We start from the raw sequence: 25238 nt of genomic DNA on the forward strand, positions 1-25238 counted from the left end.
CCGGGGCGCGAACCACGCAGGTCAGCACAGGAGGTGCGATACGTCACCCCGGTCACCCGGTGACGTGTCTGCCCTCGCCCGGCACCGTGCCCCCCGTCACTCGACCACGTGCTTGCCCTCCGGCCGCGCGCTGCACGAGGCCCGGAAGGCGCAGTGCGCGCAGTGCTGGCCCGAGGTCGGCGTGAAGCGCTCGTCGAGGACCTTGCCCGCGGCCTTGGCCAGCAGCTCCCCCACCCACTCGCCCTCAGCGCCCTCCGTACCCTCAGTGCCCTCGGCGCCCTCAGTGCCCCCCAGGGGGGCCTGGGCCTGCACCTTGGGCAGCGTCTCGCCGCCGTCCCGCTTGGCGGCGCCCAGGCGGAGCTGAACCAGTTCGGCGCCGCCGGGCTCCGGACGCGTGCCGTCGAACACCTCGTCGACAGCGCCTTCGCGGACGGCGAGCTGGTAGACGGCGAGCTGCGGGTGGTGGGCCACCTCCGCGGAGCTGGGCGCCTGCTTGCCGGTCTTGAAGTCGACGACATAGGCGCGGCCGTCGCTATCCGCCTCCACCCGGTCCATCTGGCCCCGGATGCGCACCTCGTAGTCACCCGCCGCGAGGGTGACGTCGAAATCGTGCTCACTGGCCACCGGCGACCGTCCGGTGCGGTCCATGACATGCCACTTCAGGAAGCGTTCGAGCGCCACGCGCGCGTGCGCCTTCTCCTGCTCCGACTTCCACGGCGCGTCGAAGGCGAGCGCGTTCCAGACGGAGTCCAGTCGCTCCATGAGGACACCCAGGTCGGCCGGGGTGTGCCCGGAGGCGACCTCGTCGGCGAGCACGTGCACCACGTTGCCGAAGCCCTGGGCGACGGTCGCGGGCGCGTCCGCCTTCACCTCGCGCCCGAGGAACCACTGCAGGGCGCAGGTGCCCGCCAACTGGTCCAGGGCGCTGCCGGAGAGCACGACGGGCTGGTCGCGGTCGCGCAGCGGCACCTTGGACTCCGTCGGCTCGAACATGCCCCACCATCGGTAGGGATGCGCGGCGGGCACGAGCGGGCGGCCCTCCTCGTCGCAGAGGGCGGCGAGACGGGCCAGACGGCGGGCGGCGGCCTCCCGCAGGGCCTCGGAGACACGCGGGTCCACGGTGGTGGCGCGCAACTCCGCGACCAGGGCCGCGACCGAGAGCGGGCGGCGCGGGCGGCCGGTGACGTCCTTGGGTTCCACGCCGAGTTCGGACAGGAACCGGGAAGGCTGGTCACCGTCGTCCGCCGGCGCCTTCACCGCCGTGACGACGAGGCGCTCACGCGCACGCGTGGCGGCCACGTAGAACAGACGGCGTTCCTCGGCGAGCAACGCCCCCGGGGTGAGGGGTTCGGCGAGTCCGTCCCGGCCGATCCGGTCGGCCTCCAGGAGGGAGCCGCGGCGGCGCAGGTCGGGCCAGAGCCCCTCTTGGACCCCGGCGACGACGACCAGCCGCCACTGCAGGCCCTTGGCGCGGTGCGCGGTCATCAGGCGCACGGCGTCGGGGCGCACGGCTCGTCGCGCGAGGGTGTCGGCGGCGATGTCCTCCGCCTCGATCTCCTCCAGGAAGTTCAGGGCGCCCCGGCCGCCGGTGCGCTCCTCCGCGCGTGCGGCGGTCGCGAACAGCGCGCAGACGGCGTCCAGGTCCCGGTCGGCGTTGCGGCCGGCCGCGCCCCCGCGCCGGGCGGACCGCTCCAGTCGGCTGGGCCAGGGCGTGCCCGCCCAGAGGTCCCACAGCGCCTCCTCGGCCGTGCCGCCGCCGGCCAGGCGTTCCCGGGCCTTGCGCAGCAGCGCGCCGAGACGCTGGGCGCCACGCGCGTACGCGGGGTCGTGCACGGCCAGGCGCTCCGGCTCGGCCAGCGCCCGCGCGAGCAACTGGTCCGAGGGCGGCGGCAGGGCCCGGCCCGCAGCCCGCTCCTCCTCGCGCAGGGCCCGCCCGAGGCGGCGCAGGTCGGCGGCGTCCATGCCGGCCAGCGGAGAGGTGAGCAGGGTGAGCGCGGTCTCGGTGTCGAGCCAGGAGGTGGCGGATGTGTCGGATGTGGTGGTGTCGAATGTGGTGGCGGCGGCGGATGTGGTGGCGGCGGATGCGTCGGAGTGGTCCGGAGGCAGCGGGACCTCCGCGCCTTCCGAGACGTCTGCGCCTTCCGAGACCTCTGCGCCTTCCAAGACGTCCGCGCCTTCCAAGACCTCTGCGCCTTCCAAGACGTCCGCCGCCTCCGAGCCGTCCGCGCCTTCCGAGACGTCCGCGGCCTCCGCCGTGGCCACCGCGCGCAGCGCCGTCAGCAGTGGGGCGACCGCCGGTTCGTGGCGCAGCGGCAGGTCGTCGCCGTCGACGTCCAGCGGCACACCGGCGCTGGTCAGGGCGCGGCGGACCGCCGGGAGGCCGCGGGAGGCGGCACGCACCAGGACGGCCATCTCGCTCCACGGGACGCCGTCCTCCAGGTGGGCCCGGCGCAGGATGTCGGCGACGTTGTCCAGCTCCGTGCCGGGCGTCGGGTAGGTGTACGCCTCGACGCGGCCCCCGTCCCGCACGGCGGCGAGTTCCCGGTGCGCGCGCGCCTTGTCGGCGGGAAGGCGGGACAGCGGCATGCGCTGGGTCAGCAGCCGGGTGGCGGCCAGCAGGGCCGCCCCCGAGCGGCGCGAGGTACGCAGGACCCGCACGGGCGCGGGGCGGCCGTCCGCGCCTGGGAAGGCGTGCGGGAAGTCCAGGATCCCGCCCACGTCCGCGCCGCGGAACGCGTAGATCGACTGGTCCGGGTCGCCGAGGGCGACGAGCGTACGGCCTCCTCCGGCGAGGGCGTGCAGCAGCCGTACCTGGGCCGGGTCGGTGTCCTGGTACTCGTCGACGTACACGGCGTCGTACTGCGCGGCGAGGCGCTCGGCGACACCGGGGCGCTGGGCGAGAAGTACCGCGCGGTGGACCAGTTCGGCGTAGTCGAGCACGCCCTGGAGGTCGAGGACGTCCAGGTACTCGGCGAGGAAGGTGGCGGCGGCCCGCCAGTCGGGGCGGCCGATGCGCCGGGCGAAGTCCGCCAGCGCGTCCGGGGTGAGGCCCAGCTCGCGGCTGCGGGCGAGGACCGCGCGGACCTCGTCGGCGAAACCGCGGGTGGTCAGGCAGGCGCGCAACTCGTCGGGCCAGCGCACATGAGCCAGCCCCAGCCGCTCCAGGTCCGCCTGGCCCGCGAGCAGCCCGCGGACGGTCACGTCCTGCTCGGGACCGGACAGCAGCCGCATCGGCTCGACGAACAGGTCGCTGTGCTGGTGCGCGCGGACCAGGGCGTAGCTGAACGAGTGGAAGGTGGTGGCGCGCGGGGCGCGGGCCGCGCCGGTGCGCCGCGCCATGCGGTCGCGCAGTTCGACGGCCGCCTTGCGGCTGAAGGTCAGCACCAGGATCCGCTCGGGGTCGGCGCCGCGGGCGATCCGGGCCGCCACGGACTCGACGAGCGTGGTGGTCTTGCCGGTACCGGGACCGGCGAGGACGAGCAGCGGGCCGCCGCGGTGGTCAACCACGGCGCGCTGGGGCGCGTCCAGGAGAGGGGGGTCCACTCGCGCGGGCGGGGTGCGGACCAGCCGGTAAGCGCCACGGGCCCCCTGACGCACCTGGGGGTGCGTCAGGTGCCTGGTGAAGGAAGAGGAGCTCACGTGGTTCGCCGGTCCTGGTGGGTGTGCTGGTGCGACGACCGCCGCGTGCGGCGGTCGGTGGGCGCGGGGTGAGGGGGACACGTGCGGGCGACGCTACGCCGAAGGCAAGGCGGGAAGCAGGTCTTCCGCTTCTTCCCTCCCGTCACCCGCGGCACATGTGTCACCCGCCCTTCGAACGTACGTCATGTCGCGGACGTGCCCGGTCTGTCCCGGTTCCCTCGTACGGATCACTCCCCTCACCTCGGCCGGTCCCCTGGCGCAAGCTGTCAGGTGTGACCCTGCGCGCCTTCGCCGCCGTCCCACCGCGCCCGTCTCATGTCGACGCGCGGCAGGTGCCCCTCCGCGGCCCTGCCCGCCTCCTTCAGGGGCGTGCTCTCCTCCCGGTACCGGCCGAGCGCCTCCAGTTCGTGTCCCGAGAGCAGGACGCCGTCCGCGCGGACCACGCGCCACCAGGGCACGCCCGCTCCGCCGTAGAGGGACATCACTCGGCCGACCTGCCGCGGGCCGCCCTCCTCCAGCCACTCGGCGACGTCGCCGTAGGTCATGACGCGCCCCGGCGGGATCAGATCGGCGACCTCAAGGACCCGCTCGGCGTACTCCGGCAGCGCGTCCGCGGGCTCGGGACGGACGTCACCCGGAAGGCTCTCCTCGCTCATCCGCCCCATCCTGCCCCACCCCACCGACACCACGACGCGTTCGCGTCACCCGTCCGTGTCCCTCCCCCGACGGCGGCGCTTCGGGCAGACTGTGCCGCCCCGCATGTGCACCCTGATGCCCCCGAGTGTCGGTGCGGCATGCCACCATCGTGCGGGCGGTGACCAGTGATACGAGAGCAAGAAGAGACGATGAGACAGCAGGGTGCGCAGCCTGGCGACGCGGAGGACACCTCTGCCGCCTCCTCGCGTCCTGACACCCCGGAGAACGCCTCCGCGAGCGCCCCCGAGAGCGCTGACGGGAACTCCGGCGGGGGCTCCGCCGGGGACTCCGTCGGCGAACCCGGCGCCGGCGCCACCGGCGGCACCGCACCGGACACCGACGCCGCCGACACCGCGCACGTCGACGAGGTGGAGGGTGACGAACCCCTGCTCCCCGCGCGGGTGCACCGGCCGTCCGACCTGGTGCGTCTCCTGGTGGGCGTCCTCGCCGTCGTCGTGCTGCTCGCCGTCGCCGCGTTCGCCCACGGCACCACCTCGGGCCTCGAACAGGACATCAACAAGGGCACCGGCCAGGCGCCCGACCTCCTGATCAAGATCGCCGGACTGGCCTCCAGCATCGCGATCCTCCTGGTGCCGGTCGCCTTCGCGATCGAGCGGCTGATCAAACGGGACGGACTGCGCATCGCCGACGGCGTGCTCGCGGCCGTCCTCGCCCACGGAGTGACGCTCGCCACGGACCTGTGGGTCGCCAAGGCCGCCCCGGGCTCCATCCAGGAGGCGCTCACCCAGCCCTCGCCCGGGGACATCCACGCCCTCACCGACCCCGTCCACGGCTATCTGGCGCCGGTCATCGCCTACATGACGGCCGTCGGCATGTCCCGCAGGCCGCGGTGGCGCGCGGTGCTGTGGATCGTGCTGCTCCTCGACGCCTTCTCCATGCTCGTCACCGGTTACACGACGCCGTTCTCGATCATCCTCACGGTGCTGATCGGCTGGACCGTGGCCTACGGGACGCTGTACGCGGTCGGCTCCCCCAACGTCCGGCCCACCGGGCGCACGCTGATGGCGGGCCTCAGGACGGTGGGGTTCCGTCCGGTGACCGCCTCGCGCGAGGAGGCCCCGCCGGACACCGCCGAGACCGGCGACCGCGGCCGGCGCTACTTCGTGACGCTGGAGGACGGCCCGCCGCTGGACGTCACGGTCGTCGACCGGGAGCAGCAGGCGCAGGGCTTCTTCTACCGCGCGTGGCGCAATCTGACCCTGCGCGGCTTCGCCACCCGCAGCAGCCTCCAGTCGCTGCGCCAGGCGCTGGAGCAGGAGGCGCTGCTCGCCTACGCGGCCATCGCGGCGGGCGCCAACGCGCCGAAGCTGATCGCGACGTCGGAGCTCGGCCCCGACGCCGTGATACTCGTCTACGAGCACACCGGCGGGCGCACCCTCGACTCGCTGGCGGACGAGGAGATCACCGACGACCTGCTGCGCGACACCTGGGAGCAGGTACGGGCCCTGCAGTCGAGGCGGATCGCCCACCGCAGGCTGGTCGGTGACGCCATCCTGGTGGATCGTTCCGGCACCGTGATCCTCACCGACCTGCGGATCGGCGAGATCGCCGCCGGGGACCTGCTGCTGCGCATGGACACCTCCCAGCTCCTGGTGACACTGGGGCTGCGGGTGGGCGCCGAGCGTGCGGTGGCCTCCGCGGTGAGTGTGCTGGGTCCGGACGCCGTGGCGGACTGCCTGCCGATGCTCCAGCCGATCGCGCTCAGCCGCTCCACCCGCGCGACGCTGCGGAAGCTGGCCCGGGAGCGGGCCGAGCGCGAGCGCGACGCCGTACTGGAGGCGTCGAAACAGGCCAAGCTGGCCCGTTCGGAAGCGGCGGACGACTCCGGCGCCACGGCCGACGAGCCCGGTCGGCCCGTCCCGCTCGACCAGCCCCACCGACCCGCCGGCGCCCTCTCTCTCGACAAACCCCGCCACGCCGACCGGACCGTCCCGCTCGAAAAGCCCCGCCACCCCGACCGGACCGTCCCGCTCGACCAGCCCCGTCACCCCGGCAGACCGGACCCGAAACCCGACAAGAAGGTCGCACGCGCGGAGCAGCGGGCCGAGAAACGGGCCCTCGACGACGCCATGGACGAGGCCCGCGAGGAGGACCTGCTCACCCAGATCCGGCACCAGGTGCTGCGGATCAGGCCGCAGGCCCCCGTCGAGCCGGCCCGCCTCGAACGGATCCGGCCGCGCACGCTGATCAGCTTCATCGCCGGCGCGATCGGCGCCTACTTCCTGCTGACCCAGCTCACCCACATCGAGTTCGGACCGCTGATCGCGCACGCCGAGTGGGGCTGGGTCGCCGCCGCCGTGCTCTTCTCGGCGGCGAGCTACTTCGCGGCGGCGATGGCGCTGCTCGGCTTCGTGCCCGAGCGCGTGCCGTGGCTGCGGACCGTGGCCGCGCAGGTCGCCGGGTCGTTCGTGAAGATCGTCGCCCCGGCCGCGGTCGGCGGCGTCGCCCTGAACACCCGTTTCCTCCAGCGTGCGGGCGTACGGCCCGGGCTCGCGGTCGCCAGTGTCGGCGCGTCGCAGTTGTTCGGCCTGGGCTGCCACATCCTGATGCTGCTCTCCTTCGGCTATCTCACCGGCACCGAGAAGACCCCGTCGCTGTCGCCGTCCCGGACGGTCATCGCGGGCCTGTTGACGGTGGCGGTCCTGGTCCTCGTGGTCACCTCGGTGCCGTTCCTGCGGAAGTTCGTCGTCACGCGCGTGCGCTCGCTCTTCGCGGGCGTCGTGCCGCGCATGCTCGACGTGCTGCAGAGGCCGCAGAAGCTGGTCACCGGCATCGGCGGCATGCTGCTGCTCACCGCCTGTTTCGTGATGTGCCTGGACGCCTCGATCCGCGCGTTCGGCGACGAGTCGACGTCCATCAGCCTCGCCAGCGTCGCCGTGGTCTTCCTCGCGGGCAACGCGCTGGGGTCGGCGGCGCCGACGCCGGGCGGCGTGGGCGCGGTGGAGGCCACCTTGACGGTCGGTCTGATCGCCGTGGGCCTGCCCAAGGAGGTCGCCGCTCCGGCCGTGCTCCTGTTCCGGCTGCTGACCCTGTGGCTGCCGGTACTGCCGGGCTGGCTGGCCTTCACCCACCTGTCGCGGAAGCAGGCGCTGTAGCGGGACGGGCCCGAGGGCTCCTCCTACTCCGTACGGCCCCCGCCCCGCGCGCCCCGGCCCGCGCGACCGCACGATGGGGACATGCCGCACTCCTCCCGGCTGCGCGCCGCCCCCGCCACCGCCACCGCCGTACTGCTGCTGTCCTCGCTGCTGGCCGGCTGCGGCGACGGCGCCGATCCGGGTGACGGGGACCTGGCGAAGCAGAAGCTCGGCTGGAGGGACTGCCCGGCCCCGTCCCCGGCCCAGGGCGGCGGCACCGCGCCCTCGCCGCTGCCGGACGGCGACGCGTGGCAGTGCGCCACCATGAAGGCCCCGCTCGACTGGGACGATCCCGAGGGCGACACCCTCGGACTGGAGCTGATCCGCGCCCGGGCGAGCGGCGCGGCCGACCGGCGGATCGGTTCACTGATCTTCAACTTCGGTGGCCCCGGCGGTTCGGGCGTCACCACCCTGCCCGCCTTCGGCCAGGACTACGAGAAGCTGAACACCCGCTACGACCTGGTCAGCTTCGACCCCCGCGGCGTGGGCCGCAGCGTCCCGGTGGAGTGCCTGGACGACGCCCAGCTCGACACCTACTTCCAGCAGGACGCCACCCCCGACGACGCCGCCGAACGCACCGAACTGGTGGCGAACACCAAGAAGTTCAACGCGGCCTGCGAGAAGAACTCCGAGAAGATGCTGCCGCACGTCGCGACCACCGACGCGGCCCGCGACATGGACCTGATGCGCCAGGTCCTCGGTGACGACAAACTGCACTACTTCGGCATCTCCTACGGCACCGAACTCGGCGGCGTCTACGCGCACCTGTTTCCCGAGAAGGTGGGCCGTGCCGTCTTCGACGCCGTCGTCGACCCCACGCAGAACTCCGAACAGGGCTCGCTGGGGCAGGCGAAGGGCTTCCAGCGCGCCCTCGACAACTTCGCCGAGAACTGCGTCTCCCAGACCGAGGACTGCCCCCTCGGCGACAGCGCCCAGAACGTCAAGGACCGCATCGCCAAGCTGCTGAAGGACCTCGACAGCAGGCCGATCCCCGGCATCCGCCCCCGAGAACTCACCCAGACCGCCGCGACCAGCGGCATCGCGCAGTCCCTCTACTCGAAGGACTTCTGGGAGTACCTCACGGAGGGCCTGGAGCAGGCGTACGACGGCGACGGCAGGGTCCTCATGGTGCTCTCCGACTCGCTGAACGGACGCGGCGAGAACGGCGAGTACAGCAACATCACCGCGGCCAACGTCGCCATCAACTGCGCCGACGACAAACCGCGGTACGACTCGGCCTACGTGCGGCGCAGACTTCCCGAGTTCCGCTCGGCCTCCCCGCTCTTCGGCGACTACCTCGCCTGGTCCATGGTCAGTTGCACCGACTGGGCGGTCGCCGGCGCCGCCGACCACCCCGCCGTGCGGGCCGACGGAGCCCCGCCGATCCTGGTCGTGGGCAACACCGGCGACCCGGCCACACCGTACGAGGGCGCCCGGAAGATGGTGGACGCCCTGGGCGCGGGAGTCGGCGTCGAGCTGACCTACAAGGGCGAGGGGCACGGCGCGTACGACAGCAAGAACACGTGCGTGCGGAACGCGGTGGACGGCTATCTGCTCGACGGGCGCACCCCGAAGGCCAAAACCGTCTGCTCCTGATCCCGAGCCCCGCCGTTTCAGCAGCTCAGCGGGTTATCCACAGGCTCCGACGGGTGAGGTGCGATCCGCCTACCATGGCAGGACAGCCATCCGCCGTACCGTGCGGACGGCCTGCTGGGGGGAGTGCACATGGCACGTTCGGTTCGGTGGGCGGCTCTGCTGGCCGCCGCGGCCCTGCTGACGGCGGGCTGCGGTTCAGGAGGTTCGGACTCCGAGGACGAGTCCCTGTCGGCCCAGCGGCTCGACTGGGGGCGCTGCGAGAGCACCGGCGAGACCCCGGCGCCGGGCGGCGACTGGCAGTGCGCCACGCTCAAGGTGCCGCTGGACTGGTCGGAACCGGGCGGTGAGCGCATCGGTCTGGCCCTGATCCGCTCCAAGGCCCGCGGTGACCGGCGCGCCGGCTCCCTGCTGTTCAACTTCGGCGGCCCCGGCGGCTCGGGCGTCTCCACGCTGCCGGGGTACGCCCCCACCGCGTCGGCACTGCACGAGCGGTACGACCTGGTGAGCTGGGACCCGCGCGGAGTGGCCGCAAGCGAAGGCGTGCGCTGCCGCGACGACAAGGCGATCCGGACCGCCGAGTCGGTGGACGCCACACCCGACACCGCCGCCGAGGAGCAAGCGTTCCTGAAGGACGCCACCGCCTTCGGCAAGGGCTGCGAGCGGGCCGCGGGGAAGCTGATGGGACATGTGTCGACCACGGACACCGCACGCGACATGGACCTGCTGCGCCAGGTCCTCGGCGACCGGGAGATGCACTACTTCGGCATCTCCTACGGCACCGAACTCGGCGGCGTCTACGCGCACCTGTTCCCCGAGAAGGTCGGGCGGCTGGTCCTGGACGCGGTCGTCGATCCGACCGCCGACACGATGGGCCACGCCGAGCACCAGGCCAGGGGCTTCCAGCGCGCGCTCGACGACTATCTGCGGTCCACCGGCCAGGACCCCGAGCAGGGCTCGCGGAAGATCGCCGGGCTGCTGGAGCGCCTCGACGCGGAACCGCTGCCCACGTCGTCCTCCGGCCGGGAGCTGACCGAGACGCTGGCCGTCACCGGGATCGTGCTGCCGCTGTACGGCAAGGACAGTTGGCCGACCCTGACCAGCGCGCTGGCCGCGGCCGAGGCGGGCGACGGTTCGGAACTGCTGGCACTCGCCGACGGCTACAACGAGCGTGATACGTCCGGGCACTACGGCACGACCACCCACTCCCAACGGGTCATATCGTGCCTCGACGGCAAGGACCGGCCGACGCCGGAGGAGGCGAGGAAGCGGCTGGGCGAGTTCGAGCGGATCTCTCCCGTCTTCGGCGCCTTCCTCGGCTGGGACACCGCCGGCTGGTGCCACGACTGGCCGGTGGCCGGGCAGTACGAGACGCCGGAGGTGAGCGCTCCGGGCGCGGCCCCGGTGCTGGTGGTGGGCAACACCGGCGATCCGGCGACGCCCTACGAGGGCGCCCGGGCGATGGCGGACGAGCTGGGCGAGGGCGTGGGGGTGGTGCTCACCTGGAAAGGCGAGGGCCACGGTGCGTACGGCAGCGGCAGCGACTGCGTGGACTCCGCGGTCGACGCCTATCTGCTGGACGGGACCGTGCCCAAGGACGGCGAGGTCTGCTCGTAGCGGCCCCGCTCGCCCCGCTCACGACGACCGTCCCGCTCACGACGACGGCGGGGGCCCCGGGCACCCATGGTGCGCGAGACCCCCGCCGCTCGAAGAACCGGGCCGGGTACGGCTCAGTAGATCGGCTTGTCGGGCTCGATCTGGTGGACCCAGCCGATGACGCCGCCGCCGACGTGCACCGCGTCGGAGAAACCCGCGGACTTCAGGACCGCGAGGACCTCCGCGCTGCGGACACCCGTCTTGCAGTGCAGGACGATCTTCTTGTCCTGCGGGAGGCTCTCCAGGGCGGTGCCCATGAGGAACTCGTTCTTCGGGACCAGCCGCGCGCCCGGGATGGAGACGATCTCGTACTCGTTCTGCTCGCGGACGTCGATGATCTCGATGTTCTCGCCGTCGTCGATCCACTCCTTGAGCTGCTTGGGAGTGATCGTGGAGCCGGCCGCGGCCGCCTGGGCCTCCTCGGAGACGACGCCGCAGAACGCCTCGTAGTCGATGAGTTCGGTGACGGTGGGGTTCTCACCGCAGACCGCGCAGTCGGGGTCCTTGCGGACCTTGACCTGGCGGTACTGCATCTCCAGGGCGTCGTAGATCATCAGGCGGCCGACCAGCGGCTCGCCGATGCCGGCGAGGAGCTTGATGGCCTCGTTGACCTGGATGGAGCCGATGGACGCGCACAGCACGCCCAGCACGCCGCCCTCGGCGCAGGAGGGGACCATGCCGGGGGGCGGGGGCTCCGGGTAGAGGCAGCGGTAGCAGGGGCCGTGCTCGGACCAGAAGACGGACGCCTGGCCGTCGAAGCGGTAGATGGAGCCCCACACGTACGGCTTGTTCAGCAGCACGCAGGCGTCGTTGACCAGGTAGCGGGTCGCGAAGTTGTCCGTACCGTCGACGATCAGGTCGTACTGGCTGAAGATCTCCATCACGTTGTCGGCTTCGAGCCGCTCCTGATGAAGGACGACGTTCGTGTACGGGTTGATGCCCTTGACGGTGTCACGGGCCGACTCCGCCTTGGAGCGGCCGATGTCGGCCTGGCTGTGGATGATCTGGCGCTGCAGGTTCGACTCGTCGACCTCGTCGAACTCCACGATGCCCAGGGTGCCCACGCCCGCCGCGGCGAGGTACATCAGGGCCGGCGAACCGAGGCCGCCGGCGCCAACGGCGAGCACCTTGGCGTTCTTCAACCGCTTCTGCCCGTCCATCCCGACGTCGGGGATGATCAGGTGGCGGGAGTACCTGCGGACCTCGTCCACGGTGAGTTCGGGGGCCGGCTCGACCAGGGGTGGCAGCGACACGGGGACTCCGTCGGTCGGTCAATCATTACGGTTGTTCTCCCCGTAACACTGCCACGCGTTTTTTCATTCCGAGACACCCGTTCCGACCCGCGAGACGATGTCGTCCCAGTGGCCGGGCATCGGCCCGTTCCCGTGCCCGTCAGATGCGGCACGCGGCCTCCATCCAGATGTCGGCCAGGGATTCCTCCAGGCCGATGCGGGGGCGCCAGCCGAGCCGGTCGCGGGCGGTGCGCACATCCGCCTGCTGCCAGCTTCCGCAGCCGTCCGGGTACGGGTACGCGACCGGCGCCGCGTGCTCGGGTTCGGCGCGGTGCCCGAGACCGTCCGCCCGGGGGTGGACGGCGTTGTCGGAGCGGTGGTGGCCGAGGGGGTCCGCGCGGTGGCCGGGGGCCGCTTCGGCACGGGGGTGGCCGATGACCGATCGTGGGGCGCCGGGCGGGCTGTCGAGTTCGTGCAGGGCACCGCCGTAGCCGGCCACGCGGGCGAGGGTGGCGGCGGCGTCGCGCAGGCGCACGGCGCGGCCGGAGCCGATGTTGATGACGCCCTGCGCGGCCGAGAGGGAGGCGGCGTGGACGGCGCGGGCGACGTCGCGCACGTCCACGAAGTCCCGCTGGGCGCCGAGGCCGCCGAGCCGCAGTTCGCCGTCGCCGGACTGCATGGCGCGGCGCATGGCCTCGGCGAGCCGGCCCAGCGGGGAGCCGGCGGGGGTGCCGGGTCCGGCCGGCGAGAAGACACGGAGCACGACGGCGTCCAGGCCGGAGCCGAGGACCAGTTCCGTCGCGGCGAGCTTGCTGACGCCGTAGGGCCCGCCGGGGCGGGGGACGGCGTCCTCCGCCGTGGAGGAACCGGGCTGGCTGGGGCCGTACTCCGCGCTGCAGCCGACCTGGACCAGGCGGGCGCCGCAGCCGCTGCGGCGCAGGGCCTCGCAGACGGTGGCGACGGCGACGGTGTTGTGCCGGGTCAGTTCGCGGGCTCCGCCGCGGGTGGCGCCGGCGCAGTTGACGACGACGCCGGGGTGGACCGCGTCGAAGAACCGGGTGAGGGCGCCGGGGCTGCCGCTGGCGAGGTCGAAGCGGACGTCGGCGTCGTCACCGCGGCCGAGGACGGTGAGCTGGACGGCCGGGTCGGCGAGCAGGCGGTCGGCGACGAAGCGGCCGAGGTATCCGTTGGCTCCGATCAGCAGGACCCTCATCGGGTGGCTCCCGGGGCCGATGTTCCGGGTCGGGAGGTGGTCATGTCGGGTTCTCCTTCAGGGGTGGTGCTCGGCGGCCTTGACGGTCGGACCGGGACGGGAAGGACGGGAAGGACGGAAGGTGTCCGGGGGCGGGCGCGGGGGTGCGCGGGGCGCCGCGGGGGTGCGTGGGCGCCTGTTCCGCCGCCGTGGGGGCGCGGGACGGCTGGGTTCACCGGTGGGGCTCCGGGTCCGCGTGGGCCGAGGCCCTGGTCAGCCGGCGGGTGGCGTGCAGCAGCAGCGTCAGCGCGCCCGCGCCGCAGGCCGCCGTCGGGACGCTGCCGGGCCCCCAGGTGGTCACGAGGGCCTCGACGGGGACGGCCAGGACGCCGCATCCGGGGAGCCGGCCCGCGAAGAGGCCGGCCAGGGCGGTGGCCTCGGCTGTCGCCGCGCCGGTGAGGACGAGCGCCGGGGTGTGGGTGAGGCCGTGCCCGGCCGTGAGCCGGGCGAGGAAGAGCAGGGCGCCCAGCGTGAGCGTCTGCGGTGCGGGGACCGGCTGGTCCAGGAGCGCGCCGGAGAGGGCGGCGAGGGCCGCCGTCACGCACAGGAACAGGGCGAACGTGCCGTACAGCAGGGTCCGTACGGAGGCGGTGAAGTCGTTCAGGCCGCGGCTCGTGGCCAGGGTGCGGCGGGCGCGCACGGCGAACAGGTGGGCGCACCAGAGGGCGGGCGCGCAGGCCAGGGCGAGCGCCAGTGCGGGGGTGGCGCTGACCGGCCAGGGGCCGTCCGCTCCGCCGGTCGGCAGGGCGTCGGGGCCGCCGCGGAGGACCACGCCGAGCAGGCCGTCACCCAGGAGGGCGTAGCCCACGAGCCAGGAGGTCCAGGTGGCGGTGTGGGGGTGCGGGCCGCCCGCCGGCCGCCATCGGCGCAGGACCACGCGCAGGGCGAGGGCCGCGGCGAGCGCGCCGGCGGCGGCCGTGATCAGGCGCGGCTGCCCGTGGGTGAGCCGCAGCCCGGCGACCGTGGCGGCGCACAGCGCGCCGGGCAGCAGGGTGAGCGCGATCCAGCCGGGGCGGGCGGGGGGCGTCGCCGTGGGGGCCGCCGGCAGGCTGCCGTCCCCGGCGCCGGTAAGGCGGTCGGTGTCGTGCCCGGACGCGTCGCCGGGGAGGAGATCGCTCTCGGGTGAGGGCGGCTCGTCGTCGCGCGGGACGCGGGCGTACATCTCCTCCGCGAGGGAGAAGACGTCCCGGTGGCGGAAGTGCGCGGCGGTCCGGTCGGTGACGCCGTGCGCCTCCAGGCCCGCCGCGATCTCCAGCGGGTCCACCGCCCGCTCGCACAGCGCCCGGTGGCGCTGCATCAGGGCCTTGACGGGGTCGGGTCCGGCGCGGCGGGTGGTCCCGGGCCGCCTCTCGGGGTGGCCCTCCCGGGACCCGGCCCGTACGGAGTCGGATGCCGGGCCGGGTGCGCGGTCCGGCCACCTGCGCGAGCGCTCGTCCCAGGCACCGGAACCACCGGGCGTCCCGAGACCACCGGGTGTCTCCGGACCACCGGGCGTCCCGGGATGGCCCGGCGTCCCGGGGCGGTCGAGTTCGCCGAGGCCGCTCATCGGGCCCCCTCGACGGCGGAGAGGGCCGCCGCCGGCCGCGGCGGCGCGTCCGTCGCCCACCCCGGGCGGCTCCGGGCGGCACGAGGCCGGGCACCGGCCGTCCAGCGGTCCGGGACGTGCGTCTCGGCCGGGGCGGCGAACGGGCGGGGCTCACCGGCGTCGTACGGCACCACCCGGCGGACCGGTGTACGCGAGTGGATCTCTTGATAAATGCCGTGAAATGCCGTGACGTTCTGCTCGACGGTGAAGAGTTCCAGCGCGCGGGCGCGGGCGGCGGCTCCGAGGCGCGCACGGCGCCCGGGATCGCGCAGCAGTGCCACGCACGCCTCGGCGAGCGCCCGCGGATTGCGCGGGGGCACCACGAGACCCGTGCCGCCGACCGCCTCGACCACCGCGCCGACGTCCGTGCAGACCGTGGCGCGAGCGCAGAGCATCGCCTCGACCAGGCCGGCCGGGAAACCCTCGACGACGCTGGAGAGCACGACCAGGGCACCGGCGGTGTACGCGTCGCGGGCGAAGGGGAGACCGGGGTCGCCGATCGCCTCGAAGGAGACCGGGTCGCGGCCGGGAGCGTAGGGGCCGTCGGCGTCGTCGGGGAAGAGGTGTGCGGCCAGGGCCCGGCAGTGGGCGAGGTACTCCGCGCCCTCGGGGTCGCGGGGGGAGCCGATGATCCGCAGCCGGGTCCAGGGCTCCTCCTTGCGGATCTCGGTGAGGGCGTGCAGCAGGGAGACCAGGTCCTTGGCGGGTTCGACCGTGCCGACCCACACCAGGGTGTCCGGGGCGGTGCGGTCCGGGTACTCCCCCGCCTCGGTGAAGGGGGCGGCGTCCATGCCCGGGTGGACGGTGCGCAGTTTCGCGCGGTCGGCTCCGCAGCGCTCCTGCCAGCGGCGGGCGTGCGCGTTGCCGTGGGTGATGACAGCGGCCCGCCGGTAGATCTCGGCGGTGAGCCGGCCGTGGAAGGCGGCGACCAGCGCGCGTATGGACGGCGAGTACTCCGTGGCGGTCAGGTAGTGCGTGCGCAGTCGCACGCCGTACTCCGTCAGCAGCAGCGGCACGCCGAAGAAGTGCCGGGCGAGCAGGCCGGGCAGGGCGGCCGAGCCGCCGGACGCGGCGTGGCACAGGTCGACCGCGCCGAGTCCGGCGTCGTCGTACCAGTCCAGTGAGAGGGGGCGCAGCGCGCGTGCCAGGTGCGCGACGACGGCGAGGAGATCGGGGACGCGCGCCTCGCGCGCGGGGCGCTGGGCGCCGGGTGCGCGACAGGCGCGCTCCAGGGCGCGCACGGCGGTCTCGGAGCGGAGCGCGCCTGCCAGGGGGCCCTCGTCGCGGGCGAGTCCGGCGAGCCCGTGGAGGGCGTTGGCGAAACGGTCCGCCTCACTTGCGGACGTCTCCCCGGGATGGCCGGGGAGATCTCCGGTGCCCGAGGCGCACAGGACGTCGGCCAGTTCGCCGTAGTACTCGGTGAAGCGCCGGCGCGCGCGCCGTCCGTATGCGGGCCCGGCGTCCCGCGCTGTCCACAGCGGCGCGGTACGCACCCTGCTGACCTGCGGGGGCAGCGGAACCCAGCCTTCGTCCTCCTGGTCCTCGCTGCGGCTGAGCGCGTAGACGTCGAACTCGTGCTGCCCGAGCCCGCGCACGAGCCGGTCGCACCAGAGCCCGGCGTCGCCGCTCAGGTACGGGTAGCCACCCTCCGTCAGCAGTCCGATGCGCACCCGCGCACCCCCGATCTCCCGTGTGGAGAGCCGCCGTTGGTTCGACGGCTCGCAGCGGGAAGAACGTAAGCGGACAAGACGGTGGCGCGACGGACGGTTGTCCATCACGCCACCAGAAGGGGTGAACGGTCGTAACTTTCCGGTGCGGGGCACGTTCGAACGTGCCGCGCGGGTCAGCCGGCGGGGTAGGCCCAGGCGTTGGGACGGCAGCGGATGCCGTCGTACTCGAGGAACTTGGTCTGCTGCTGCATGACGGGGGCGAGGTCGCCGTCCTTGTCGCAGGTCACGTGGTTGTGGCCGAGTCGGTGGCCGACCTCGTGGTTGATCAGCATCTCCCGGTAGGCGTGGATCCTGGCGTCGCCGTAAGTCTTCGCGCCCTGCGCCCACCGGTAGGCGTTGATCATGACGCGCTCGGTGGCCGCCGAGTCGCAGGAGACGTTGTCGACGGTGGTGTCCAGCCCGGACTTGGCGCACCAGTCGGCGGTGGTGCCGGGGCTGGCGAGCGTGATCACGAAGTCGGGGTGACCGGAGTGGATGCGCTCGAACGTCTTGGCGCCGTTGTGCGCCCAGCTCCGTTCGTCGTTGAGCGTCTTCTGCACGGCCTGCGCGAAGAGTTCGCCGTCGAGGCCGAGGCCCTGCTCGACGTCCACGCGGTAGGTGTACTTGTCTCCCTTGCCCGGCGCCTTGGCGATGCCGGGGATCGCGTCGAACTCGCCGGACCCCTTCAGTTCGGCGCCGAGCGGGTACACGGTGCCCATCTGCTGCTCGTACGTCAGCGGTGCCGCGGCGCCCTCGCCGGCGGGCGCCTCCTCGGACTCGCCCGTGCCCGTGCCGCCGTCCCGGGCGTCGCGCGCCTGGTCGGCGGCCGACCGCTGGGCCCGCGCGTCGTCGGTGCTGCCGCCGGTGACCTGGCCGGCCACGACGATGGCGAGCACGGTGGTGACGGCGGCGGCCGCGATCCCGGTGAACGTCCGTCCCTTGGCGCCCTTGGCGGGGGCCACGGGCACACCGGTGAGCGGCGCGTCGCCGGTGTGCCGCTCCGTACGGACGGCGTCGTCGTCCTCGGCGGTCCAGTCGGTGACGGAGGCGTACGGGTCGGGGGCGCGCGGGGAGGCGCGGGGCGTGAAGTCGCCCTCCTTCGTTTCGGGGGCGTCCTCCCGTACCTCGGCGGCGTCGCCCCTGGCCGTGAAGGCGTCCAGGTAGTCCTGACGGGGCCCGCCCCGGGGCCCTCGCCGCTGCCGGGGAAGGGGGCCGCCCGTACGCCCCGAAGCTTCCTGGTCGCCTTGGTCGCCCTGGCGGCTCTGGCGGTCCTGGCGGATCTGGCGGCCCTGGTGGCTCGCCGGCGCGTCGGCTCCCGGCTTCACGCCCTGTCCGGCTCCCGCGCGCCCCCTGAACTCACCCCATCCGCCCCCGTGTTCCCGCTGCTCGGGATGGCCGCCGCGGACCTGCGGCACGCCGTGCGCCGGAGTGCCGTCGGGAAGCCGCGGCACACCACGCGCGGGGGTGCCGCTCGTGCCGCTCTGCGGCGGGCGCGTGGGCCTCTGAGCCGGTGTTCCCCGAACCGGGGACCCCTGAGCCGGGGCCCCCCGAGCCGGTGGCCCGCCGTCGTACGGGCGCGGGATGCCCTGTCCGGGTGTTTCGCCCGTGCCCCACGCGTCCGGGTGTCGCGGCGCTCCGGGCGCGGGCAGTGCCCGCTCCTGCGGGCCGGGCTCGGCGCTCCGTCCGCGCCCCGGTCCGGGTGGCCGTCCCCGGCCGTCCCGGCCGTCCGGCCTCCCGTCCCGGCCGTCCGGCCGCCCGGTCCGCCCGTCCCGCGCTGCGGCGGGTTCGTCCTTGGTCCCCGCGGTCTCGGCCTTGGGTGCCGGTCCGCGACGGCTGTGGCGTCCCACGTCGCGCCTCAGCCTCCTGTGCTGTCGTTGGTGTGCCTGTCCTCGACGGTCCGGTCCGCGCCACCGCGCGTGACCGGCACGGCCACCTCCGCGTCCGTATGCAGATCCGCATCCGCACCCGCACCCGCGTCCGCGATGAGTTCACGGAAGGCCGTGGCGACCGTCTCCGGGTACTCCATCATGGCGACGTGCCCCGCGTCCGGCAGCGTCAGCAGCCGCGAGTCGCGGAAGGCGCGCGCCGCCCGCTGGGCCATGCGGTAACCGACGAGTCTGTCCCGGCCACCGTAGACGAGGAGGGTCGGCGCGAGAACCCGCCCGGCCTGTCGCCACAGCCCGTGCTGGCCGCCCGCCGTGTAGGCGTTGACGATCCCACGCGCGGAGCGCGCCATCGCGTCCCAGAAGTACGGCAGCCGCTGCCGCCGTTCCATCTCCTCCACCGCGTGCCTGAGGCCCTCCTCCGACACCCGGCCGGGATCGCCGTAGCACAGCGCCATGACGCCGCGGACCCGCTGCTCCGCCGTCCAGTCCCGGCTCATCCGCGTGAACAGCCCCGCCACGCCGGGCAGCGCCAGCAGCCCGGTCGGTACGGCGCTGCGCTGGACGCGTATCTCCGGCAGTGCGGGCGAGATCAGGGTGAGCGTGCGCACCAGGTCGGGACGGGCGGCGGCCACGCGCGTCGCGACGGCGCCGCCGAGGGAGTTGCCCACCAGGTGCACGGGGCCGCGCCCCGACGCGTCGAGGTGGCGGACCACCGCGCGTGCGTGTCCCGTGATCGAGTAGTTGCCGTCGTCGGGCGGCGGGGAGTCGCCGAAGCCCGGCAGATCGAGGGCCTCGCTGTCGACGACGTCGTCCAGCAGCGGCATCATCGCCGACCAGTTCTGGGAGGAGCCGCCGAGGCCGTGGACGTACAGTGCGGGCGGCAGGCCAGGGCGGGCCGGGTGCCTCGAACGCACCGTCAGGGTGATGCCGGGCAGGTGCACCGACCGGAGCCGCTCGCCCTTCGCGACCCGGACGGCTGCCGCGTCGGACAGCACGTCGGCGGGCGGTACGGACGGCAGTTCGGTCGAAGACATGCGGCAATGTTACGAGACGATCACGCGTGGGTTCATGTGTTCGGCCTCACAGGGGTGGTGCATTCCGGCGCTGCGCGGGTACTGCCCGAGGCGCACGCAGATCATCACGCAGTAACCGATCACGACGCGTCCCGTCGCATGGCGTCAGGTGCGGGTGTCTCCTAGGCTCTTACCGAGGGCACCCGCTTGTGGCCCCTGCCTGTACAGGGACGTTCGGAGAAGGGAGCCCGGCATGACCATCGACCCCACCGATCCCGAGACTTTCGAGGACGAGGCGCAGGAGTCCGGTGAGATCGGCGTCGAGGCGCCGGACGCCGACGCGGCCGAACAGCTCGCGGACGTGGCGCCGCGGCGCGACGACCCGCTGACCGACATCGACCCCGCCCGGGCCAACGAGGCCGATCTCGCGGAACAGGCCCGCGTCGTCTCACTGGACGAGGACGACTACCGCTGACAGCGCTGACAGCGGTAGCACCACTGATGTCACTGACACATCGCTGACGCGCCGCCGACGCCGTTGACGAGCGGGGCGTGGCACGGCGCCGGGAAGGGCGGCCGGGAGACCGGGAACCGCCCCGCCGACCAGGGAGGGCCGGACGGCCTGCCCGGTCCGCCCCTGTTCAAAACGCGTTGTACCGCTATCGCCACCGTCCGGTCCGTGAAATTCTGCGTTCGCACCGCGCACACCACGGTTACCGAAAAGTACGATGGCCGCGCGGCGCACACCGCACTTGGACGATTTTGGGAGGCGGCGTGACAGCCATCGAGCAGACAGAGGCGGTACGCCCGCGGGGCACGCGGCTGCCGCGTCGCGCCCGGCGGAACCAGCTCCTCGGCGCCGCGCAGGAAGTGTTCGTCGCGCAGGGTTACCACGCGGCCGCGATGGACGACATCGCCGAGCGCGCCGGTGTCAGCAAGCCGGTGCTCTACCAGCACTTCCCGGGCAAACTCGACCTCTACCTCGCCCTGCTGGACCAGCACTGCGAATCCCTGATCCAGTCCGTGCGGCTCGCGCTCGCGTCGACGACCGACAACAAGCAGCGCGTCCGGGCGACCATGGACGCCTACTTCGCCTACGTCGAGGACGACGGGGGCGCCTTCCGCCTGGTCTTCGAGTCGGATCTGACCAACGAGCCCGCCGTGCGCGAGCGCGTCGACAAGGTCACCACCGAGTGCGCCGAGGCGATCTGCGACGTCATCGCCGAGGACACCGGGCTCTCCCGCGCGGAGTCGATGCTGCTCGCCTCGGGCCTCGGCGGCCTCGCCCAGGTGGTGGCCCGCTCGTGGCTGCACAGCGACCGCAGCGTGCCGCGAGACCAGGCGGTCCAGTTGCTCACCTCGCTGGCCTGGCGCGGCATCGCCGGTTTCCCGCTGCACGGCATCGACCAGCCGCACTGAACCCACCGCCCGGACCGGGCGGACCGGACCGGGCACACCGCACCGGGCGGACCGGACCGGCGTCGGCCGCCCGTTCCCCGCGGCTGCTCCCTCCGGCCGCTCCCTCCGGCCGCTCCCTCCCGGTTGTTCCCTCCGGCTGTTCGCTCCTGGCGTTCTCGCGCGGAACATGTACGTCCCCTCACCGGGCTAATGTGTGCTGGGTACGGCGCGGTAGGTCGCGCACACACTGACCGTCGGAGGGAAGTAGCCGTGGAGGTCAAGATCGGCGTGCAGCACGCGCCCCGCGAGATCGTTCTGGAGAGCGGTCAGAGCGCCGAGGAGGTCGAGCGCGTGGTGGCCGAGGCGCTGGCCGGCAAGTCGCAGCTACTGAGCCTCGTGGACGAGCACGGCCGCAAGGTGCTCATCCCGGCCGAACGCCTCGCGTACGTCGAGCTGGGCGAGGCGGCTCCGCGCAAGGTGGGCTTCGGCGCGCTGTAGTCGGACCGCTGTTCGGAAGGGCCCGGCGGGGTGCACCGCCGGGCCCTTCCGCGTCCGCCGGGTCCCGCACAGCCCTGCCCAGTCCCGCGACACGGTCCCGCACCGTCCCGCACAGTCCCGCACAGACGGAGCACAAGTCCCCCATAGAGGAGGATTGCGTTCCGCAGGTCAGGGGTATGACCGCTACGACCGTCCAGGCAGACCGGCCGCGAGGGAGGGACCCCGACATGCTCCTGGAAGTGCTCATCGCCGCGATCATCGGACTGGCCCTGGCCTGGGCCGCCGCCCACCGCCTGCCGCACCGTCTGCCGGCCCGGGTCCTCGTGCTGCCGACAGGTGTCGCCGGAGCCCTGTTCGGGGCGTTCGTCACACACAGCGCGCTGGGGGTGGGGAATCTGCTGCCGGACCTGCTGGGCGCGGCGGTCTTCGCCACCGCCTCGCTCTCGCTCCTCCTGCGCCCCGCGGGCCGTCTGCGCGGCCGGTCGGCGACCGTCTGACCCGCCGCGCGCTCCGGGCCCTTCCCACCGGGGTACATACCGGGGTGCTCACACGGTGCTCACCCCGCACCTCGTTCCCCCCACCGCCGCGGAGCCGTCAGGCAGCCAGCCCCGTCAGGCAGCCAGCCCGTCAGGCGGCCAGCCCCAGTGCCGCCATCCGCTTGGTGTGCGCCTCGGTGATCCGGGAGAACATCCTGCCCACCTCCGCGAGGTCGAAGCCGTCCGCGACGCCGCCGACGAGCATCGTCGACAACGCGTCCCGGTCGGCGACCACCCGCTGGGACTGCGAGAGGGCCTCGCCCATCAGCCGCCGCGCCCACAGCGCCAGCCGCCCGCCCAGCCGCGGTTCCGCCTCGATCGCGGCGCGCACCTTGCCCACCGCGAAATCCGCGTGCCCGGTGTCGTCCAGCACGGCGAGCACCAGCTCGCGGGTGTCGGTGTCGAGACGGGCCGCCACCTCGCGGTAGAAGTCGCTGGCGATGGAGTCGCCGACGTACGCCTTGACGAGTCCCTCCAGCCAGTCCGAGGGAGCCGTCTGCTTGTGGAAACCGGCGAAGGCCGCCACGAACGGTTCCATCGCCTCCGTCGGCTCCTCGCCGATCCCGGCGAGCCGGCCGCGCAACCGCTCGAAGTGGTGGAACTCCGCCGAGGCCATCTTCGCCAGCTCCGCCTTGTCCGCCAGTGTGGGCGCCAGCTTGGCGTCGTCGGCGAGCCGCTCGAACGCCGCCAGCTCGCCGTACGCGAGCGCCCCGAGCAGGTCGACGACCGCGGCGCGGTACTGCGGGTCGGCGGCTGCCGACGCCCAGTCCCGGGCGGCGACTCCGGTGCGTGCGGCGGGGGCGTCAGCGGCCTGTCCAGGCTTGTCAGAGCTCGTCATGCAGCGCACAATAGCCCGCCCGCCGAGGGCCGTAAGGCCCTGGTCAGTCAGTGTGACGACGACTACGTGACCAAATCGGCCATCACATGTGCGCGAATCCGGGGTATGGTGGTAATGCGCCTGCCGACTATGTGACGTACGAGTACGTGACATCCCAGTACGGGACATCTTCGTCGGGCCGCACGCATGAGGATGCCCGGTCGGTGGCCCGATCGGCTCCGACCCGACAGCCCTCCAGCCACGCACCACGTCGTGTACGGCAGCCGGAGGGAGACCCTCAGCGGTACGAGCGCTAGAGCGTCGGCAGAGGTCCCGTGTCCTACGGCTCGCCCGTAAGCCAGCCGACGTCCCGGCACGGTCCGGCACGACCCCCGCGCTCGCCTCGCACCGCGCACACAGAAGAGGCAGCACCCTGACTACCACGTTTCGTTCCCTCGGAATTCTGCCCGAGACCGCCGAAGCCCTTGAGGCCGTCGGCATCGTCAACCCCTTCCCCATCCAGGAGATGACGCTCCCCGTCGCCCTCTCGGGCAAGGACGTCATCGGCCAGGCCAAGACCGGCACCGGCAAGACGCTGGGCTTCGGCCTGCCGCTGCTGGAGCGCGTCACCGTCCCCGCCGACGTCGAGGCCGGCCGCGCCGCTCCCGAGGCACTGACCGAGGCCCCGCAGGCCCTCGTCGTCGTCCCCACGCGCGAGCTGTGCACCCAGGTGACCAACGACCTGCTGACCGCCGGCAAGGCGCGGAACGTGCGCGTTCTCGCCATCTACGGCGGCCGGGCCTACGAGCCGCAGGTCGAGGCGTTGCGGAAGGGCGTCGACGTGATCGTCGGCACCCCGGGCCGGCTGCTGGACCTCGCGGGCCAGAAGAAGCTGGACCTCAAGCACATCAAGTCGCTCGTCCTCGACGAGGCCGACGAGATGCTCGACCTGGGCTTCCTGCCCGACGTCGAGAAGATCATCAACATGCTGCCGGCCAAGCGCCAGACCATGCTGTTCTCGGCCACCATGCCGGGCGCGGTCATCGGACTGGCCCGCCGCTACATGTCGCAGCCCACGCACATCAGCGCCACGTCGCCGGACGACGCGGACGCGACGGTCGCGAACACCAAGCAGTTCATCTACCGCGCGCACAACATGGACAAGCCGGAGATGGTCGCGCGGATACTGCAGGCCGAGGGCCGGGGCCTGGCCATGGTCTTCTGCCGCACCAAGCGCACGGCCGCCGATCTGGCCGACCAGCTCCAGCAGCGCGGTTTCGCCTCCGGCGCGGTCCACGGCGACCTCGGCCAGGGCGCCCGCGAGCAGGCGCTGCGCGCCTTCCGCAACGGCAAGGTGGACGTACTGGTCTGCACCGACGTCGCCGCCCGCGGTATCGACGTCGAGGGCGTCACGCACGTCATCAACTACCAGTGCCCGGAAGAGGAGAAGACGTACCTGCACCGCATCGGCCGCACCGGCCGCGCGGGCGCCAAGGGTACGGCGATCACCCTGGTCGACTGGGACGACATCCCCCGCTGGCAGCTCATCAACAAGGCGCTGCAGCTCAAGTTCAACGACCCGCCGGAGACCTACTCCACCTCCCCGCACTTCTACACCGACCTCGGTATCCCCGCGGGCACCAAGGGTGTGCTGCCGCGCGCGTCCCGTACGCGTGCCGGGCTGGCGGCCGAGGCAGTGGAGGACCTGGGCGAGCCGGGCGGCCGTAACGCCCGCGGTCGCGGTGGCCGCGGCGGACGGGACGAGTCCCGTGCCGCCGGCCACGAGCGCTCGTCGGCGCGTACGCCGCGCAACCGCCGCCGTACCCGCAACGGAACGCCGCTGGAGGCGTCCGCGACCGGCACCGAGGCGGCGCAGGCCGTGACCGGCGGGCCGGCCGCGGAGACCGAGGAGGTCCCCCGCACCCTGCGCCGGCGCCGCCGCACCCGTGGCGGCAACCAGGGCCAGGGCGCTCAGCCCCAGCCCCAGGCGCAGACCCAGACGCAGGCCCAGGCCCAGGCCCAGACGCAGCAGCCGGTGGCCGCGACGGCGGCTCAGACTCCCGCGCCGGAGGCCGCCGCGGTGGCTCCGGCCGCGACGGAGGTCACGGTTCCGGCCGTCGCCGAGGCCGTCACGGTCAGCGAGGTCGCCGAGGTCCCCGCGAAGTCGCGCCGCCGCCGTACGCGCAGGTCGGCGGAGACGCCGGTCGTGGTGGAGGAGACCGCGGCCGAGCCCGTGACCGCCGGGGCCGCTCCGGTCGTGGCGGCCGCTCCGGCCGCCGCCGAGACGACACCGCCGGTCGCCGACGAGATCCCCGCCGCCAAGCCGCGCCGCCGCACCCGCAAGGCCGCGGCCGCCGCCGAGGCGCCCGAGGCCGTTGCGGCCGTCGAGACGGCTCCGGTCACCGAGGCGGCTCCGGTCGCCGACGAGGCCCCCGCCGCCAAGCCGCGCCGCCGCACCCGTAAGACCGCGGCCGCCGCCGAGGCGGCTGTCGACACCGCCGAGGGCACGGCGCCCGAGGCCGCGCCGGAGCAGGCGGAGGCCAAGCCGCGCCGTACGCGGAAGAAGGCGGCCA

At 73.6% G+C, this 25238-nt stretch carries 17 protein-coding genes; 8 read left to right on the forward strand and 9 right to left on the reverse strand.

Going from position 1 to position 25238, the window contains the following annotated elements:
• Positions 1–96 precede the first annotated feature (96 nt).
• Together ABEB00_RS29395 and ABEB00_RS29400 are read right to left on the reverse strand one after the other, a co-directional pair.
• Entirely contained in the window at positions 97–3639 is a 3543-nt protein-coding gene (locus ABEB00_RS29395) for an ATP-dependent helicase (RefSeq protein ID WP_345623535.1), read from the reverse strand.
• A 266-nt stretch (positions 3640–3905) separates the two neighbouring features.
• A complete protein-coding gene (locus ABEB00_RS29400) occupies positions 3906–4295 on the reverse strand; it encodes an MGMT family protein (protein ID WP_345623536.1) in 390 nt (129 codons plus the stop codon).
• A 189-nt stretch (positions 4296–4484) separates the two neighbouring features.
• Here ABEB00_RS29400 and ABEB00_RS29405 point away from each other — a divergent pair, with 189 nt between their 5' ends.
• The 3 genes from ABEB00_RS29405 (at position 4485) to ABEB00_RS29415 (ending at position 10700) form a co-directional block, all read left to right on the forward strand.
• Positions 4485–7451 (forward strand): lysylphosphatidylglycerol synthase transmembrane domain-containing protein, encoded by a 2967-nt coding sequence (locus ABEB00_RS29405; RefSeq protein ID WP_345623537.1) that lies wholly within the window; start codon positions 4485–4487, stop codon positions 7449–7451.
• Positions 7452–7532: 81 nt separating this feature from the next.
• Complete coding sequence (locus ABEB00_RS29410; RefSeq protein ID WP_345623538.1) at positions 7533–9086, forward strand: alpha/beta hydrolase; 1554 nt, start codon at positions 7533–7535, stop codon at positions 9084–9086.
• A gap of 129 nt (positions 9087–9215) precedes the next feature.
• The gene (locus ABEB00_RS29415; RefSeq protein ID WP_345623539.1) at positions 9216–10700 is read left to right on the forward strand and encodes an alpha/beta hydrolase; all 1485 of its coding nucleotides are present in this window, start codon (positions 9216–9218) and stop codon (positions 10698–10700) included.
• Positions 10701–10813: 113 nt separating this feature from the next.
• On the opposite strand, the gene moeZ is transcribed toward ABEB00_RS29415, so the two are convergent.
• The 6 genes from moeZ to ABEB00_RS29445 form a co-directional block, all read right to left on the reverse strand.
• On the reverse strand, positions 10814–11992 hold the full coding sequence (gene moeZ, locus ABEB00_RS29420) for an adenylyltransferase/sulfurtransferase MoeZ (protein WP_345623540.1): 1179 nt from the start codon (positions 11990–11992) through the stop codon (positions 10814–10816).
• A gap of 139 nt (positions 11993–12131) precedes the next feature.
• Positions 12132–13184: an SDR family oxidoreductase gene (locus ABEB00_RS29425; protein ID WP_345623541.1), complete on the reverse strand. Its 1053-nt coding sequence runs from the start codon at positions 13182–13184 to the stop codon at positions 12132–12134.
• 211 nt (positions 13185–13395) lie between these two features.
• Positions 13396–14769, reverse strand: a complete 1374-nt coding sequence (locus ABEB00_RS29430; protein ID WP_345623543.1) for a hypothetical protein — start codon at positions 14767–14769, stop codon at positions 13396–13398.
• On the reverse strand, positions 14766–16478 hold the full coding sequence (locus tag ABEB00_RS29435; RefSeq protein ID WP_345623544.1) for a DUF3492 domain-containing protein: 1713 nt from the start codon (positions 16476–16478) through the stop codon (positions 14766–14768). The genes ABEB00_RS29430 and ABEB00_RS29435 overlap by 4 nt, the downstream gene beginning before the upstream one ends.
• A gap of 173 nt (positions 16479–16651) precedes the next feature.
• Complete coding sequence (locus ABEB00_RS29440) at positions 16652–18364, reverse strand: DUF3152 domain-containing protein (RefSeq protein ID WP_345623545.1); 1713 nt, start codon at positions 18362–18364, stop codon at positions 16652–16654.
• An 8-nt stretch (positions 18365–18372) separates the two neighbouring features.
• Positions 18373–19437, reverse strand: coding sequence for an alpha/beta fold hydrolase (locus ABEB00_RS29445; RefSeq protein ID WP_345623546.1), 1065 nt, complete (start codon positions 19435–19437; stop codon positions 18373–18375).
• A 232-nt stretch (positions 19438–19669) separates the two neighbouring features.
• Here ABEB00_RS29445 and ABEB00_RS29450 point away from each other — a divergent pair, with 232 nt between their 5' ends.
• From ABEB00_RS29450 to ABEB00_RS29465, 4 genes are all read left to right on the forward strand, one after another.
• Complete coding sequence (locus ABEB00_RS29450; protein WP_345623548.1) at positions 19670–19891, forward strand: hypothetical protein; 222 nt, start codon at positions 19670–19672, stop codon at positions 19889–19891.
• Positions 19892–20190: 299 nt separating this feature from the next.
• Positions 20191–20835, forward strand: a complete 645-nt coding sequence (locus tag ABEB00_RS29455) for a TetR/AcrR family transcriptional regulator (protein ID WP_345623549.1) — start codon at positions 20191–20193, stop codon at positions 20833–20835.
• A 249-nt stretch (positions 20836–21084) separates the two neighbouring features.
• Positions 21085–21312 carry a DUF3107 domain-containing protein gene (locus ABEB00_RS29460; protein ID WP_345623551.1) on the forward strand — a complete coding sequence of 76 codons (228 nt, stop codon included), beginning with the start codon at positions 21085–21087 and terminating at the stop codon, positions 21310–21312.
• Positions 21313–21539: 227 nt separating this feature from the next.
• Positions 21540–21809, forward strand: a complete 270-nt coding sequence (locus tag ABEB00_RS29465) for a hypothetical protein (protein ID WP_345623553.1) — start codon at positions 21540–21542, stop codon at positions 21807–21809.
• A 130-nt stretch (positions 21810–21939) separates the two neighbouring features.
• Here the strand turns inward: ABEB00_RS29465 and ABEB00_RS29470 are convergent, their stop codons facing one another.
• Complete coding sequence (locus ABEB00_RS29470; RefSeq protein WP_345623554.1) at positions 21940–22686, reverse strand: ferritin-like fold-containing protein; 747 nt, start codon at positions 22684–22686, stop codon at positions 21940–21942.
• A gap of 505 nt (positions 22687–23191) precedes the next feature.
• On the opposite strand from ABEB00_RS29470, the gene ABEB00_RS29475 reads away from it, so the two are divergent.
• Positions 23192–25238: DEAD/DEAH box helicase (locus ABEB00_RS29475; protein WP_345623555.1), on the forward strand; the 2047-nt coding region annotated here is incomplete at its 3' end.

The sequence above is a fragment of the Streptomyces ziwulingensis genome (genome assembly GCF_039542605.1).
Taxonomy (GTDB): domain Bacteria; phylum Actinomycetota; class Actinomycetes; order Streptomycetales; family Streptomycetaceae; genus Streptomyces; species Streptomyces ziwulingensis.

Bases quoted from the DNA above. Each gene is read 5' to 3' on its own strand.
- ABEB00_RS29470 (WP_345623554.1), bottom strand. From the start codon at position 22,686: ATGACGAGCTCTGACAAGCCTGGACAGGCCGCTGACGCCCCCGCCGCA.
- ABEB00_RS29400 (WP_345623536.1), bottom strand. From the start codon at position 4,295: ATGAGCGAGGAGAGCCTTCCGGGTGACGTCCGTCCCGAGCCCGCGGAC.
- ABEB00_RS29445 (WP_345623546.1), bottom strand. From the start codon at position 19,437: ATGTCTTCGACCGAACTGCCGTCCGTACCGCCCGCCGACGTGCTGTCC.
- ABEB00_RS29425 (WP_345623541.1), bottom strand. From the start codon at position 13,184: ATGAGGGTCCTGCTGATCGGAGCCAACGGATACCTCGGCCGCTTCGTC.
- ABEB00_RS29465 (WP_345623553.1), top strand. From the start codon at position 21,540: ATGCTCCTGGAAGTGCTCATCGCCGCGATCATCGGACTGGCCCTGGCC.
- ABEB00_RS29410 (WP_345623538.1), top strand. From the start codon at position 7,533: ATGCCGCACTCCTCCCGGCTGCGCGCCGCCCCCGCCACCGCCACCGCC.
- ABEB00_RS29405 (WP_345623537.1), top strand. From the start codon at position 4,485: ATGAGACAGCAGGGTGCGCAGCCTGGCGACGCGGAGGACACCTCTGCC.
- ABEB00_RS29430 (WP_345623543.1), bottom strand. From the start codon at position 14,769: ATGAGCGGCCTCGGCGAACTCGACCGCCCCGGGACGCCGGGCCATCCC.
- ABEB00_RS29415 (WP_345623539.1), top strand. From the start codon at position 9,216: ATGGCACGTTCGGTTCGGTGGGCGGCTCTGCTGGCCGCCGCGGCCCTG.
- ABEB00_RS29450 (WP_345623548.1), top strand. From the start codon at position 19,670: ATGACCATCGACCCCACCGATCCCGAGACTTTCGAGGACGAGGCGCAG.